This window comes from Acuticoccus mangrovi (assembly GCF_016411865.1).
GTDB classification, from domain to species: domain Bacteria; phylum Pseudomonadota; class Alphaproteobacteria; order Rhizobiales; family Amorphaceae; genus Acuticoccus; species Acuticoccus mangrovi.
In genome coordinates this window covers 90,909-105,502 of sequence record NZ_JAEKJA010000012.1, presented here as the reverse complement: position 1 = coordinate 105,502, position 14,594 = coordinate 90,909, and the positions used below count along the sequence as shown (strand labels likewise).

General features: G+C 66.0%; 14 protein-coding genes. 3 read left to right on the top strand and 11 right to left on the bottom strand.

All coding sequences use genetic code 11. The features are described from left to right. Window positions 1-9: 9 nt before the first annotated feature. From JCR33_RS15390 to JCR33_RS15380, 3 genes are read left to right on the top strand one after another with little or no spacing between them, the layout of a single operon-like run. A complete protein-coding gene (locus JCR33_RS15390) occupies window positions 10-1,041 on the top strand; it encodes a TRAP transporter substrate-binding protein (RefSeq protein ID WP_198882989.1) in 1,032 nt (343 codons plus the stop codon). A 23-nt stretch (window positions 1,042-1,064) separates the two neighbouring features. Continuing rightward, a complete protein-coding gene (locus JCR33_RS15385; RefSeq protein WP_198882988.1) occupies window positions 1,065-1,667 on the top strand; it encodes a TRAP transporter small permease subunit in 603 nt (200 codons plus the stop codon). Continuing rightward, window positions 1,667-2,950, top strand: a complete 1,284-nt coding sequence (locus JCR33_RS15380) for a TRAP transporter large permease (protein ID WP_198882987.1) — start codon at window positions 1,667-1,669, stop codon at window positions 2,948-2,950. The genes JCR33_RS15385 and JCR33_RS15380 overlap by 1 nt, the downstream gene beginning before the upstream one ends. Window positions 2,951-3,320: 370 nt before the next feature. Here the strand turns inward: JCR33_RS15380 and JCR33_RS15375 are convergent, their stop codons facing one another. The 11 genes from JCR33_RS15375 to JCR33_RS15325 form a co-directional block, all read right to left on the bottom strand. After that, window positions 3,321-4,193: a DUF6473 family protein gene (locus JCR33_RS15375; RefSeq protein WP_198882986.1), complete on the bottom strand. Its 873-nt coding sequence runs from the start codon at window positions 4,191-4,193 to the stop codon at window positions 3,321-3,323. Window positions 4,194-4,197: 4 nt separating this feature from the next. Next, a complete protein-coding gene (locus JCR33_RS15370) occupies window positions 4,198-4,767 on the bottom strand; it encodes a hypothetical protein (RefSeq protein ID WP_198882985.1) in 570 nt (189 codons plus the stop codon). Between the two features lie 1,104 nt (window positions 4,768-5,871). Next, window positions 5,872-6,729 carry an isocitrate lyase/PEP mutase family protein gene (locus JCR33_RS15365; protein ID WP_198882984.1) on the bottom strand — a complete coding sequence of 286 codons (858 nt, stop codon included), beginning with the start codon at window positions 6,727-6,729 and terminating at the stop codon, window positions 5,872-5,874. Then, the gene (locus JCR33_RS15360; protein ID WP_198882983.1) at window positions 6,722-7,378 is read right to left on the bottom strand and encodes a 3-oxoacid CoA-transferase subunit B; all 657 of its coding nucleotides are present in this window, start codon (window positions 7,376-7,378) and stop codon (window positions 6,722-6,724) included. The genes JCR33_RS15365 and JCR33_RS15360 overlap by 8 nt, the downstream gene beginning before the upstream one ends. A 7-nt stretch (window positions 7,379-7,385) precedes the next feature. After that, window positions 7,386-8,075, bottom strand: coding sequence for a CoA transferase subunit A (locus JCR33_RS15355; protein ID WP_198883034.1), 690 nt, complete (start codon window positions 8,073-8,075; stop codon window positions 7,386-7,388). Window positions 8,076-8,091: 16 nt separating this feature from the next. Continuing rightward, window positions 8,092-9,225, bottom strand: coding sequence for an ABC transporter ATP-binding protein (locus tag JCR33_RS15350; RefSeq protein WP_198882982.1), 1,134 nt, complete (start codon window positions 9,223-9,225; stop codon window positions 8,092-8,094). A 27-nt stretch (window positions 9,226-9,252) separates the two neighbouring features. Continuing rightward, window positions 9,253-10,911 (bottom strand): ABC transporter permease, encoded by a 1,659-nt coding sequence (locus JCR33_RS15345; protein ID WP_198882981.1) that lies wholly within the window; start codon window positions 10,909-10,911, stop codon window positions 9,253-9,255. Between the two features lie 95 nt (window positions 10,912-11,006). Then, complete coding sequence (locus tag JCR33_RS15340) at window positions 11,007-12,032, bottom strand: ABC transporter substrate-binding protein (protein ID WP_198882980.1); 1,026 nt, start codon at window positions 12,030-12,032, stop codon at window positions 11,007-11,009. 45 nt (window positions 12,033-12,077) lie between these two features. Further along, a complete protein-coding gene (locus JCR33_RS15335; RefSeq protein ID WP_198882979.1) occupies window positions 12,078-12,866 on the bottom strand; it encodes an enoyl-CoA hydratase/isomerase family protein in 789 nt (262 codons plus the stop codon). Between the two features lie 210 nt (window positions 12,867-13,076). After that, entirely contained in the window at window positions 13,077-13,880 is an 804-nt protein-coding gene (locus JCR33_RS15330; protein ID WP_198882978.1) for an alpha/beta fold hydrolase, read from the bottom strand. Beyond that, on the bottom strand, window positions 13,877-14,521 hold the full coding sequence (locus JCR33_RS15325; protein WP_198882977.1) for a glutathione S-transferase family protein: 645 nt from the start codon (window positions 14,519-14,521) through the stop codon (window positions 13,877-13,879). The genes JCR33_RS15330 and JCR33_RS15325 overlap by 4 nt, the downstream gene beginning before the upstream one ends. Window positions 14,522-14,594 lie beyond the last annotated feature (73 nt).

The following is a 14,594-nucleotide window of genomic DNA, read 5'->3' as shown; positions in this document are numbered from 1 at the left end:
GAGAGCATAGTGAAGAAGCTTCTAATCGGTGCGGCGCTCGCCGCGAGCCTCGCCACCGCAGCGTCGGCACAGACGCGCGTCAGCGTCGTCGCCCCCTGGTCGAGCCTCAACGCATTCGGCCTCATCGAGCAGCCGTTCTGGACCGAAGAGCTGGGCGACCAGACCGGCGGCGCGCTCGAGGCCAAGCTGTCCAACTACTCCGAGCTGGGCCTCTCCGGCGAGGAGATCCTGCGGCTCGCCAGCATGGGTGTGTTCGATGTCGCCCACATCGTCGTCGGCTACTCGGTGTCGGACGATCCGGTGATCGAGGGCATCGAGCTCGCCGGTGTGATCCAGGATCTGCCGACGCTGCGCGAGGCCGTCGACGCCTACCGGCCGATGCTCGAGGCCTCGCTGGTCGAGAACCACGGCCTCGTCTATCTCGGCATCTATCCCAATCCCAGCCAGGTGATGTACTGCCGCGAGCCGGTCGAATCGATGTCCGACTTCGACGGCCTCAAGATCCGCTACTACGGCGCCAGCATGAACGACTTCATCGAGGCGGCCGGCGGCACCGGTGTCGGCGTGCCGTTGGCGGAGGTCGTCCCGAGCCTGCAGCGCGGCGTGGTGGACTGCGCCTTCACCGGCACGCTCACCGGCTACTCGTTCAAGTTCCCCGAGGTCACGTCGAGCCTCTACGGTCTGCGTCTCGGCTGGGGCCTCACGCTGATCGCGGCGAACAAGGGCTTCTGGGACGGCCTCTCCGAAGACGAGCAGAGCGCGCTGTCCGACTCCGTCGCCGGCCTCGAAGCGAAGCTGTGGAAGCAGGTGGAAGTCGATGACGCCGCCGGCATCGCCTGCGACACGGGCAACGGCGAGTGCCCCTACGGCGAGGCCGCCGACATGACCTTCGTGCCCGTGTCCGACGAGGACGACGCCGCCCGCAAGCGCATCCTGGAGGAGGCGATCCTTCCGCAGTGGGCGGCGCGCTGCTCGCAGGACTGCATCGACGGGTGGAACGAGACGGTCGGCGCCATCACGGGCCTCGCCGCCGCGAAATGACGGACCGGCGCGGGGGAACGGCCATGCCGGACAGCCGAGGCGGCGCCATCGACCGCGCCGACCTCGCCTGCCGGGCCCTCGCGCACGCGATGGTGCTGGCGAGTGGCTGGGCGGTTCTCGTCATGGGGCTGATGGTGGCGGCCGATGTCGCGATGCGTGCGAGCATCGGCCGCAACCTCGGAAACGTGGACGAGATCGCCTCCTATCTGTTCGCGATCGGGATCAGCTGGTCGCTCGCCTCCGCCTTCCACGCACGGGCGCACATCCGCATCGACATTCTCTATGCGAGGCTGCCGATCGTCCCGCGCGCCCTGCTCGATCTCAGCGCCATGGTGTCGCTTCTCGCCGTCGCCGCCTTCCTGACCTACTCGAGCTGGCTGGTGCTCTCGACCTCCTGGGCGCGCAACTCCCACTCGGCGTCGACGCTGCAGATGCCGCTCGTCGTGCCGCAGGGTCTCTGGCTCTTCGGCATCCTGGTGTTCGGGGTCTGCCTCCTCGTCGCGCTGCTGCAGGCCGTGCGCGATCTCCTCGCCCGCTCGCCGCGGGCGATCACCCAACGCCACGGCGTGACGCGTCCCGAGGACGAGGCGAGCGAGGCCGTCGCGCAGTCCACGGAGGCGCGTTGATGGTCGCGCAAGCGTTCGGCCTCTTGTTCGGCCTCATCCTGTTGTCGCTGCCCATCGCGGCGGTCCTCGTGATCGTCGCCCTCGTCATGGGCGCGGCCTATTCGCCGATGCCGCTCTACGTGGCGGGGTCGGAGATCTTCTGGAACGTCGCCAACGAGTTCACGCTGACGACGATCCCGCTGTTCGTGCTGCTCGGCGAAATCCTCCTGCGGGCGGGCGTCGCGGAGCGCATGTATTCCGCCGTCGCGGTGTGGCTCAATCGGCTGCCGGGCGGCCTGCTGCACGCCAACATCGCCGCCTCGACGCTGTTCTCGGCGACCTCCGGTTCGTCCGTCGCGACGGCCGCGACCATCGGCACCGTGGCCCTGCCCGAGGTCGAGCGGCGCGGCTACAACGAGCGGCTGTTTCTCGGCAGCCTCGCGGGCGGCGGCACGCTCGGCATCCTCATCCCGCCGTCGATCCACCTCATCCTCTACGGGATGATGACGCAGACCTCGATCCCGCAGCTCTACCTCGCCGCCATGGTGCCGGGCCTGCTGCTCGCCGTCCTGTTCGCCGCGATCGTGATCGTCGTGTGCGTCGTGCGGCCGGCGTTCGGCGGCGCCAGGGTCGAGGCCACCTGGCGTCAGCGGTTCGCCAGTCTTCCGGGCATCGCGCCGATCGTGGCGCTCTTCTTGGTCGTCGTCGGCTCGATCTATGCCGGGGTCGCGACACCGACGGAGGCCGCCGCGCTCGGCGTCGTCTTCGCGCTGATCCTCGCCGCGGCGCACCGCCGGTTGACGTTCGCGATGCTGCACGGCGCCTTCGTCGGCACCATGCGCACGACGGCGATGATCATGCTCATCGTCCTCGCGTCCTACTATCTGAACTTCGTCCTCTCCTTCCTCGGGATTCCGCAGGGCCTGACGCGGTTCGTCGCGTCCCTCGGGCTCTCGCCGACGGCGACCATGGCGCTCATTGTGCTGTTCTTCATCGCGCTCGGCTGCGTTCTGGAGAGCCTGTCGATGCTGGTGACGATGACCCCCCTCGTCGCCCCGGTCGTCGTCAAGCTCGGCTACGATCCGATCTGGTTCGGCATCGTCCTCATCATCTTGCTGGAGGTGGCGTTGATCACGCCGCCGGTCGGCATCAACCTCTACGTGGTGCAGGCGATCCGGCGACGCGGCGGCATGGAGGACGTGATGCTCGGCGCGCTGCCTTTCGTCGTCGGCATGCTCGCCTTGATCGCCCTCCTGATCGCCTTCCCGGGCATCGCACTCTGGCTCCCGTCCCTCATGCGCTGACGCCGACGAGGACGGCTTTTGGGTGTCCGACGTCAGACGGTCAGAGGGGGGCTCCGGCTCGCCCAGATACGTGGCTCGCTCGGCGAACGCTTTAGGTCCGTGCTTCGAGGGTGCCAACCGGGCCGGTGGAAGCCGTTGTCGACATGCTCGTCGTGACGTTCCTTCGCTAATAGGATGGTGCACGGTGCCGCCGCATTCGCGCATCAACTCCGGAAACGGCTCAAAAGTGTGAGGTGCCTGGCATCGGATCGAGCTGAACCAACCCCAATCCTCGTCCTTTGCTGAAGGCCCGATCTGACGGGCCCGCGACAGTGGGAAGGCTCTCAGCCATCGCGGGGCGCTGCTTGGATGCTCGGCGGGAGCCCACGCTCTAAAGGATCTCGGACAGGCGCTCAATCAGAAGTTCCCTGGCTTTCTTGTGGAATGTTTCCGACAGATAGTATCCAACGTTGAGTTCTTTCTTATTCCCTGGTGTTGAGCAGCAGTTTTCGCGCCAGCGGAGCGGAAGCCGCTTGGGCTCAAGCGGGGCGATCGCCCAGACGGCCGGTGACGAAAGCCCTTCAATTGCCTCCACCAGATGGATGTCGACCAGTTGTGGAAACGAACCAAGCGCTGCGTTGATAGTAGACGGATCCAAGGGGAGTTCTCCCGGCTCATGGGCGGACGTCCATATCGGAACGACCGGGACCCTGATCGCGCGTATGAGATCTTTGTATTGCTCGACATATGCGGTCCGCATCCTCAGGATCGTTTCCTTGAATATGTCTGGACCGGCAGCGAGTTTGTCGGCGAAGTAGAGTTTGTTTTTTCGCTTAGTCTTCAGTTTGCCTGAGGCAGGGTCGATGTGTTGTGCATTGAACACGGGATGGACGGTTAGGCCAGGAAACGAAACGGAACTCCCCGACATGATTTGGAGAACGACGACGTCGCAGGCGTTTGCAATGTCGATCAACTCTGGTCGGGAGAGGAAGTATCCAGGGCCCGCGCCTGCCACGCCGACGTTGTAGGCGTTCACATCGAGGCCGCGCGCTGTTTGGGAGGGAAAGGGATCGTCGACATGGCAGCCGAACACCTGAGCGGCACCGAGAAACGCGATGTGACGGTGATCTCCCGCCGTGCCTATGCAGCGGCGAAAATAATGTCCTGCAACCTCTTCATATTCGTAAGTAATAAATCGTCGGTATCGTGCGTAATAGTTTTTCGAAGTAAGAGTTGATCGAACCGTGTTGTAATTAATATCCAATGATCTACGCCTCCCAGCCAAAATAATTAAGTTCCCATCGACATATACTCTTGAGATAGCGCAAGTCAGGCTGCTCAAGTACGGTTGTAGACAGAATGTCAGTTTTCTTTCGATTTTGATTCTCTATTTTGAGCTCCAGTGCAGGCAATGCTGTATTCTTGCGAACTCGCGCGAGTCCCTCTTCGAGTTGATCAAACATCACGATGTCATCTACTAGTATTGCTCCGTCAGGAGAGGTTATATATTGTTGAATAGTGCTTAAATGGGATGAATGAATAAATGTATGTAGAGACATATCCAATTTATGTTTGTGAACATAATGTGCGTAATGTGATAATGTTCGCTCGACAGGATGTCGAGCCGAAACGAGTACTTTGTATGCAGCATTCCAAGTTTTCCTTGGTACGGCATTATAGATTTCATATGCAGTCGAGTGCTTCCAAAGGCCGATAGAAGCCCATGCCTTCGATCGTAATTCTCCTTCTGGATCATAACCCCAATACAATGCGTCCGGTTGTCTGCGAATAATAGATTTTGCAAAAGCAGTGCCTGCGCATTTCTGCATATGGATCATGATAAGTGTATCAGTAATTATCACAGAAGGTGGCCTCGATATCTGGTTGGCGTGAAGCAGGAGGTAGTGTGTGTGATTGTGAAATATGTATTCTTTGTGAGGTTACATATTGAGTGTACGCTAGTGGATTTAACTTCTCGCCGGCGGGAGTGGAAAGTTGGGGACGTCAAGTGGCGAGTGAATGTTCCTTGAGGCAATTGATTGGCAAAGGTGAAGGTTGCAATAATGCAAAGAGCATCGTTTCTGCTGCGTCATCTCATGAGGATGTTTCATTAAGTTTGTGATTCTCGTGTCAAGTGAAACATTCTTCGTTAAAAGCGGGCGCAGGACTGTCTGCCTGACTCGGAGTCGCTGCAGCGGACTACAGACGATAACCGAGTGCTCCGATTTGACAAGAGTCAAGCACAGGAGGAGAATCAAGGCGACGAGAAACGGGATGGCATGATATTATTATTTGATGGGTATATTTCTGCAAATGCGGCACGCGTAAGTCCGGACGACGCAGGGTGGTGACCGTCCGGAACGGAGGATCGCGGCAGACCCGAATGTCAATTGCTGACGTCGCCACGGGTGCACCTGGTCAATGGCCTAGGATGCCGCCAGCCGTCGGTGCCGAGGTGTTGAGTTCGGAGAAGACACGCGCGGCTTTAATGTCCTGTCGTCGACCGTACATGGCTTCTCCATCGGAGGCTGCTCGGCGCGAAGGTCCGCCCGGCGGCGGTCGTCGACACCCGCTCGCTCGTGGAGCGGCTCGATGGGTGGCGGAGGCGCGCGATGCCGTTGGGGGATGCGATCCATTGACTGGCGCTGGTGTCGGGTCAGGGGGCAGGGATCACCGCCGCGTCAGGCGAGATCCTCGCTGAGGAGCTTGCCCGGAACGATGTGCGAATCGCTCTCCCGCCGTCCGACTACGGCCGGCGATTGCCCGCGTTCAGCAGCGCGGCCGGCGGATAGCCGACGTGATTCTGCCCCAGAACACGCAGGCGTACCACCTGACGAACACGGTCATCCCCCATATGCCGAAGGTCTGGCCCGTTCGTTACCTTGTCGGAGCCACCCGCGTGGAAATAGCGCCGGCAGTGCCCGTGGAGCAGGGCGGAGCGGTCAGTTGGCCGGGAGGCTCAGATAGCGCGCGATGTAGCCGGCGTAGAGTGTGGTGTCGCTGAGATCCTTGACGAGCGCGGCGGGATCGGGGCGCGACGCGGTCGAGCCCCCCGCGAGGGTGTCCCAGGCCGCGGCGAGGGCGGCGGGGAAGGTGCGGTGCCCGGTCAGGCACACCCGCACCCCGAGAGCGGCGAGGTCGGCGCCCTCGAGCTCGCCCTTGGCTGCGGCGAGGAGAATGGGCAGGCCCGTCGCGGCGCGCACGGCCTCGACCTCCTCACGGGTCCGCACGCCGGTGAGGAACACGGCGTCGGCGCCGGCGTCGGCGTAGGCTTCCGCGCGCCGGGTGAGCTCCGGCGTGTCCTGCAGGCGCGCGTCGGTCCGTGCCGCGACGACGAGGCTCGGATCGCGCCGCGCCGCGATCGCCGCGGCGACCTTGCCGCGCGCCTCCTCGAGCGAGATCAGCGCCGTGTCGGCCGCGCCGAACGGGCGCGGCAGCAGCGTGTCTTCCAGCGTGAGCGCGGCGACGCCGGCATTCTCCAGCTCCTCGACGCAGCGCATGGCGTTGAGCGCGTTGCCGAAGCCGTGGTCGGCGTCGACGATCAGCGGCAGCGCGCCGGTGCGGCAGATCCGGCGGCACAGCCCCGCCAGCTCGTCGAGCGACAGCAGCGTGTGGTCCGGCGCGCCGAGGACGGCGAGCGCCGCCACCGACCCGCCCAGCATGCCCACCTGGTAGCCGAGCTTCGCCGCGGCACGCGCGGTCATCGCGTCGTAGATCGACGCGGGGTGGACGCACGCGTCGCCGGCAAGGATCTGCCGCATGCTCCGGCGCATCGCCGGAGCGCCGGCGGCGTCAGCCATGGATCGGCGCGTCCGTCCGGGCCTGCACATCCGCCAGGCTGACACCGTCGGCGAGGGTGAGCACACGGAAGCCCTCTTCGGTGACCGCGAAGGTGCCGAGCTCGGTATAGACGCGGTCGACGGCGGCCGGGGCGGTCAACGGATAGGTGCAGCGCCGAACCAGCTTGGCGGCGCCGTCGCGGGTGGTGTGCTGCATCAGCACCCAGACCCGCTTCGCCCCGACGGCGAGGTCCATGGCACCGCCGACGGCCGGCAGGATGTCACCGGATGGCGTCGTCCAGTTGGCGAGGTCGCCGTTCTCGGCCACCTCGTAGCCGCCGAGCACGCACAGGTCGATGTGCCCGCCGCGGATCATGGCGAAGCTGTCGGCGTGATGGAACAGCGCGGCGCCGGGTGTCAGCGAAACCGCCTTCTTGCCTGCGTTCACCAGCCAGGGGTCGATCTCGTCCTCGGCCGGCGTCGGACCCATGCCGAGGATGCCGTTCTCGGAGTGGAACATCACCTCGCGGCCGTCGTCGATCATGTCGGCGACCTTCGTCGGCATGCCGACGCCGAGGTTGACGTACCAGCCGTCGGCGATGTCCCCGGCGAGCCGCCGCGTCATGGCAACGCGATCATCGCCCAGCGCTTTCTCGATCGTCTCGCTCATCATTCCCTCACGAAGCCTTCTGTGCAGCGAGCAGCTTCTCGACCCGGCTGTCCACCTGCACCACACGGTTGACGAAGATCCCTGGCGTGACGATGACGTTGGGATCGAGCTCGTTGGCGAACTGGTGTGCCTGCACGATCGTCAGCTCGGCGGCCATCGCCATGATGGGATTGAAGTTCCGCCCGGACCCCCGAAAGACGAGATTGCCCCACCGGTCGGCCTGCCACGCCTCGACGAGGGCGACGTCGGCGGTGAGCGCCTCTTCCATCACGCACTCGCGGCCCCTGAAGGTACGCACCTCCTTGCCCTCGGCGAGGCGCGTGCCGGCGGCGGTCGCCGTGTAGAAGGCCGGAATGCCGGCGCCGCCGCAGCGGATGCGCTCGGCGAGAGTGCCTTGCGGCACGAGCTCCAGCTCGATCTTGCCGGCGGTGAACAGATCCTTGAAGACCGTCGACCCCTTCGGAAACGAGCAGATGATCTTGCGCACGAGGCCGAGGTCCATGAGACGCGGGATGCCGGTCTCGGCACTCCATCCCGCGTTGTTGGCGATGATGGTCAGCTCGCGCGGGCCGAGCTCGGCGAGCGCATCGACCAGCGCGTCCGGCTGCCCGACGGCGCCGAAGCCGCCGATCATCACCACGGCACCGTCGCTGATGCCCTCGAGCGCCGCGGCGAGGTCGGCGACGCGTTTGTCGATCATTGAAAGGCTCTCCTTACGCGGCGGCGCGGTTGTCGGACAAGCCGAGCGTCCGGTCCGGCGCGAAATGTAGTTCGACGGTCTCGCCCTCCGCGAAGATGCGGTCGGGCGGCTGGTGAGCGTGGATTCGCCCATGGGGGAGCGCCACCGTATAGCGAACGATGTTGCCGAGAAAGCCCGAGCCGATCACAGTGCCCGTGAGGCGGTTCCAGCCCTGCGGTGCGGCGGTCCCCGCCGGCGCGACCGTGACCGCCTCCGGCCGGATGGACAGCGCGATGCGGCTGCCGGCGCCGATGTCGTAGGGGAACCACGTGCTGAGCGCCTCGCCGCTGTCGATCGCGACGGTTCCGGAGCTGTCGCCCTTCTGCGCGCTGCGGGCCGTCGCCGGCAGCAGGTTCGTCGCCCCCATGAAGCCGGCCACGAACGCACTGCGGGGACGGTCGTAGATCTCCCGGGGCGAACCCATCTGCTCCACCACGCCGGCGTTGATGACGGCGATGACGTCGGACATCTCGAGCGCCTCGGCCTGGTCGTGCGTCACGTAGATCGTGGTGATGCCGATCTGCCGCTGCAGGCGCTTCAGCTCGTTGCGCATCTCGTCGCGCAGCAGCGCGTCGAGGTTCGACAGCGGCTCGTCGAGGAGGAGGAGGCCCGGCTGGCGCACGATGGCGCGGGCGAGGGCGACACGCTGCTGCTGGCCGCCGGAGAGCTGCGTTGCCGAGCGGTCGGCGTAGCCTTCGAGACCGACGGTGGCGAGCGCCCGGGCGACCATCTCGCGGACCTCTTCGGCCCGGAGCTTCAGCTCCCGCCGCACCCGCAGCGGGAAGGCGACGTTCTCGAACACCGACATGTGCGGCCAGATCGCGTAGCTCTGGAACACCATGCCGATGTTGCGCTTGTTGAGCGGCACGTTGGTCCGGCGGGCGGCGTCGAAGAACACGGTGGGACCGAGCGTGAGCCGTCCCTCGTCCGGGATCTCGAGACCGGCGACACAGCGCAGCGTCGTCGTCTTGCCGCAGCCCGACGGCCCGAGCAGCGTGAAGAAGGTGCCGGGTGCGAGGTTGAAGCTGATCGGCTGGATACCGCCGCCAGGAAACGTCGCGTTGGGCGTCCAGTAGAGCTTGGACAGGTTCTCGACCTCGAGGGTCATGCTGGTGGAGTCTCTCACGCTGGCCCCTTACTGCGTGCCGCGCGACTTCATGTCGCCGCGGGAAAGGTAATGCATCAGCCCGGCGCAGCAGGACATGACGATGGTCCAGATGATGCCGAGCGCAGCGACTTCGCCGGCTTCGCCGTTGGTCCACTGGTCAAACATGGCGACCGCGATGGTCTTGGATCGGGCACCGGCGAGCAGCACGGCGATCGACAGCTCCTTGGCGGCGAGGAGGAAGATGAAGAGCCATCCGGCGATGAGCGCCGGCGCTGCGAGCGGCAGCACCACGCGCCGGAAGATGCCCGGCTGGGTGGCGCCGGAGATGCCGGCGGCCTCCTCCAGCTCGCGGTGGATCTGCATCATCGCCGGTTGGGCGTAGCGCATGCCGTAGGGCAGGTAGCGGATCAGGAAGGCGATCGCGATCAGCCAGATCGTGCCGTAGAGGCCGAAGGGCGTGCGCAGCGCGATCTGGATCATCGCCACGCCGAGCACGATGCCGGGGAACACGATCGGCAGGCTGACGAGCTGCGTCAGACCGCCCGAGGCCGGCCAGCGCCGCACGGCGAACCACGCCGCCACCGCCGTCAGTGCCACCGCGACGGTCGCCGCGACGCTCGCCGCGAGCACCGTGTTCCAGGCGAGGTGCAGATAGTGGCTGTCGGTCAGCACGTAGGTGTAGTTGCGCAGCGTCAGGTTGCCGAGCGCCTTCACGCTGAACGCACGCACGAACGGGGTGATCGAGTTCCACAAGACGGCGATGATCGGCAGCGCCAGGACCAGCGTGAAGTGCAGCACCACCACGAGGCCGCCGACCCAGCGGAACCGGCCGAGATCGAACGGGCGCGGGCGGAAGCCCTTCCCCGTGATGCTGGCGAAGCGGTCCGCATTGGCCGAGACACGGCCGTAGAAATAGAGGAGGACGGAGATGAAGGCGATCATCACCACCGCGAAGGCGCTGGCGTGGCCGAGGTCGGGGGGCACGCGCGTCATCGTGAGGTAGATGTCGGACGTGAGCAGCTTGATGCCGCCGGGCATGCCGAGCAGCACCGGCACGTCGAACGCTTCGAGATTGCGGATGAAGATGAAGATCGCGAGACCGTAGAGCGCCGGCTTGGCGAGCGGAAGCGAGACGCGCCGCACCGTCGCGATCACGGACGCGCCGGACATGCGTGCGGCCTCCTCGAGGTCGGCGTTCTGCCGCTTGAACGTCGCCCCGCACAGGAGGAAGACGAGCGGCACCCAAAGGAGGCCCTCGATCAGGATCATCCCGGGAATCGAATAGACGTTGACGAGAGGCTGGAACGATCCGGTGAGCGCCCGCCAGGCGGAGTTCAGCGGACCGGCGCGGCCGAGGAGAAAGATCCAGCCGCAGACATAGAGGATCGCGGGGGTCCCGAGCGAGACGATGGTCGTGACGTAGGCGAGGCCGCGGAAGGGCGCGTTGGTGCGCTCCACGATCCAGGCGACGCAGGCACCGATGAGGAGGGACACGCACGTCGCGCCGGCCGCGAAGACGACGGAGTTGATGGTGGTGAGGTAGAGCTCGGGCTCGGCGAAGAGCTTGCGGTAGTTCACGAGGCCGAACGAGCCGTCGGAGTAGTCGATGAGGCTCGTGCGCACCAGCATGGCGAGCGGCGGCAGCACGAGCACCGCGATGATCACCGTCAGGACGACCGTGGGCACCGTGAGCTCGATGCCCCGTCCGCGCCAGCTGGCGCGGGTTGGTGCGGGGCGACGGGGTGCCGGGTAGGCCCCCCCGTCCATGGTCGGACTGTCCGTCACTTGAAGAGCTCGTCGTAGATCGCCACCCAGTCGTTGAGGTGCGCGGCGACGAGGCTCGGGGTCAGGGCGAACGCCTCGGGGCTGCGCTCCGGATTGCGGAACTTGGGGTTGGCGGGAATGTAGCCGGCGTCGGCCAAGACCTTCTGACCGGCATCAGAGACGATGAAGTCGATGAACAGCTTGCCCGCGTTCGGATGCGGCGCGCCCTTCATCAGGAAGGTGGAGTCGATGGTGTTCGTCACCTTCGGCTGCAGTGCGATCCACTGCACCGGCGCGCCGTCTTCCTGCGAGATGTCGGTGTGGTGGGAGAAGGTGCTGAGCGCTAGCGGATATTCGCCGGCGATGACCTGATCCAGCGTGACGCGCTGATTGGCCGGCACGTTGACGATGTTCTGCTCGCTCAGCTTGCGCAGATACTCCATGCCCTTCTCCTGCCCCATGAGGCCGAGCACGGTGCCGATGAACCCCGGAGGGCCACCCTGCGTCATCGTCGCCGCCCAGGCGATCGCGCCCTTCCACTTGGGATCGAGGAGATCCTCGTAGGTCTTCGGCGCCTCCTCCGCCGGCACCATGTCGGTGTTGTAGGCGGGCACGAGGAAGCTCACGACCTCGGCGACCCAGTAGCCGTCCGGGTCCTTCATGTCGTCGGGCAGGTTGGCGGCCGACGGCGGCACGTAGGGCTGGATCGCGTCCATCGCGAGCAGCTTCGGCACGACGCTGCCGCCGTGGTGGACGTCGGCATGGAGTCGCCCGGCGGCGAGCTCGTCGTTGATTTTCAGAAGGAGATCGGCGGACTTGCCGGCGATGATCTCCACCGAGATGCCGGGGTATTTCTCCTCGAAGGCGCGGGCGAGGGGACGGGCGGCCTGGTCCTGGATCAGCGAAGTGTACCAGTTGACCGAGCCTTCCTTCGTCGCCGCGTCGATCAGCGCCTGATCGGCCGCGAGGGCGGGCGCGGCGCCGACGGCGGCCAGCGCCGCCACGGCCATCGTCCCGCAAATCAACGTTCGTCTGTCGAGCATCGTATCCTCCCGTTCTTAGTGGTCGTTGTTATTCGGCCGGGCGATCTATTCGCCGCGGTACACCGGCTTGCGCTTCTCGGCGAAGGCCCGGCGGCCTTCGATCCGATCCTTGCTGTCGCGCAGAACGCCGGCCGTCATGCGCTCGAGCTCGATGCCTTCCGCGAGCGGCATCCCGAGCCCGCGATGGGCGAGCATCTTCACCGCCCGCACCGCGAGCGGTGCGTTCGACGCGATCCGCTCGGCGAGCGCCAGAACCGTCGGCATCAATTCGTCGGCGGGCACCAGCTGCCAGACGAGGCCGATCCGCAGCGCGTCGGCGGCGTTGATCCGCTCGCCGCTCAGGAGCATCGGCATGGCGTTGGTGAGGCCGATCGTGCGCGGTAGGCGCTGGGTCCCGCCGCCGCCGGGGATCGAGCCGACGCGCACTTCGGAGAGGCCGAAGCTCGCGGTGTCGACGGCGATGCGAATGTCGCAGGCGAGCGCCAGCTCGAGCCCACCGGCCACCGCGATGCCGTTGACCGCGCAGATCACCGGCTGTGGGATCGCGAGAGCGTTGGTGATCGTCTCGGTCTGCACCTTCTGCTCGGTGGAGCCGAACGCCAGCGAGGCGAAGCTCTCCGCCGGCGGCATGGTCTTCTTCAGATCGGAGCCGGTGCAGAAGGCGCGCTCGCCGGCGCCGGTCAGGATCACCACGCGAACGTCCGCGTCGGCGCCGAGGTCGGCCATCACGGCGCGGAACTCGACACGCGTTTCGGGATCGATGGCGTTGAGTGCTTCCGGTCGGTTCAGGGTGACGATGGCGATATGACCGCGCCGCTCAACTTCAATCGCCACTTTCGTCTCCCCGCGCCCCGCTCTCGGCGGGATCGTCGTTCTTGCTGCGTTATGCGATCAGGGTGAGCGGCGCGCCAGAGGTCGTCAAACGACGAAAAATGGACTAATTTTGAGTTTCGTTCATGCCGAACGCGGGCGCGACCATCCAAAACTGTCAATTCGCGGCCCTGCGCGGCGTATTCCGCCATGCTCGCTTGAGAAAAACGAAAGTCAGTCTGTCGCAGCGAAGAACCGGTCGAGACGGTCGGCGATGATCGACGGCGAGATCGCCTGCATGACGTGGCCGCTGTCGACGACCTCATAGGTGGCGCCGGGGATCGCCGCCGCGACCGCCGCGACCTGCTCCGGCGGACGGGTTGCGTCGAAACGTCCTGCGAGCACGAGGGTCGGGCAGGACAGGCGCGCAAGGTCCGGCGCGAGGTTCATCTCGGCGACCATGCGGTAGAGGGCGGCGAAGCTCTTCGGATCGTGTCCGAGCTTACGGCAGCGTGCGGCCTCGGCCCGCGCCGGATCGTCGCGCAGATGGGGCGGCCAGGCCCGGTCCCAGCGGTGGTCCGTGGCGGCGCGCACGCCGGTCCGCTCGATCGTCTCCGCGGTGGCATAGGTCGCGGCGCGGCGATCCGGCGGCACCCCGAGGGCCGGGGAGAGGGCGGCGAGTGCGCGGAAGCGGTCCGGTGTGCGCACCGCCGCGCGGATGGCGGTCGCCGCGCCGACCGCGGTGCCGGCCGCGCGCACCGGCCCGGTCCAGCCGATCCGGTCGAGCAGCGCGAGAAGGTCCGCGGCGAGATCGTCGATCGTCACCGTGCCGATGATCTTCTCCGACAAGCCCGCGCCGCGGGCGTCGTAGCTCAGGATCTCCCAATGTGCGGCGAGCGAGTCCGCCGCTTCGTCCCAGCTTTCGAGCGAGCCGCCCATCTCGTGCACGAGCACGAGGCGGGGCCGGCCGGTGCGGCGCACGGCATAGCGCAGCGCGACGCCGTTGACGTCGGCATAGCCGATCTCCGCCGGGCTCATCCCTGGTACACCGTGGCGAGCATCGAGGGGCGCTCCGCGAGCCCGTCGAACCATGCGGCGAGCTTGGGCCGGCCGTCGCGCCAGGCTAGGTCGGCGAAGCGGAAGTCCATGTAGCTCAGCATCGCGGCCGCGGCGATCTGACCGAGATCGAAGGGGCCCACCATCCATCCGCCGGCGTCGTCCTCGAGGGCGTCGCAGCCCCAGCCGAGCCGGGCCCCCACGCCGCGGGCGAAGTCGCTCTCCGGTTGATCGGGAAAGCGCCGCCGCTCGCTGTAGAGGCGGATCTGATGATCCATCGTCGACTGGGCGAGGGCGTGCCGGGTCAGGACCTCGGTGCGGCCGCGGGGACCCTCGAAGAGAGCCTGGCCCGCCGGTCCGGCCGCCTCGGCGAGCCAGCTACAGATCACGAACGAATCGTAGATCGCTTCGCCCGAGGGGGCGATCAGCGTCGGCACCTGCTTCAGCGGGTGAGGATTGACGGGGTCCGGATCGAGCATGCGCATGTTGACGACGACGGGCACCAGAGCGATCCGCCCGGCGAGCCCCGCTTCGTGGGCGAAGAGGGTGGTCTTGCGCACATAGGGTGAGCGGCGGGAGCCGATCAGCCGGAGTGCGTCTTCATTGGTCTCTTGAGCAATCATCAATCGAAGCCTAGCATTCCCCTCAGAAGAGCGCGGTTTTCAGCGCTCCAGCTTGACCTGGCGTAGTAGGGGG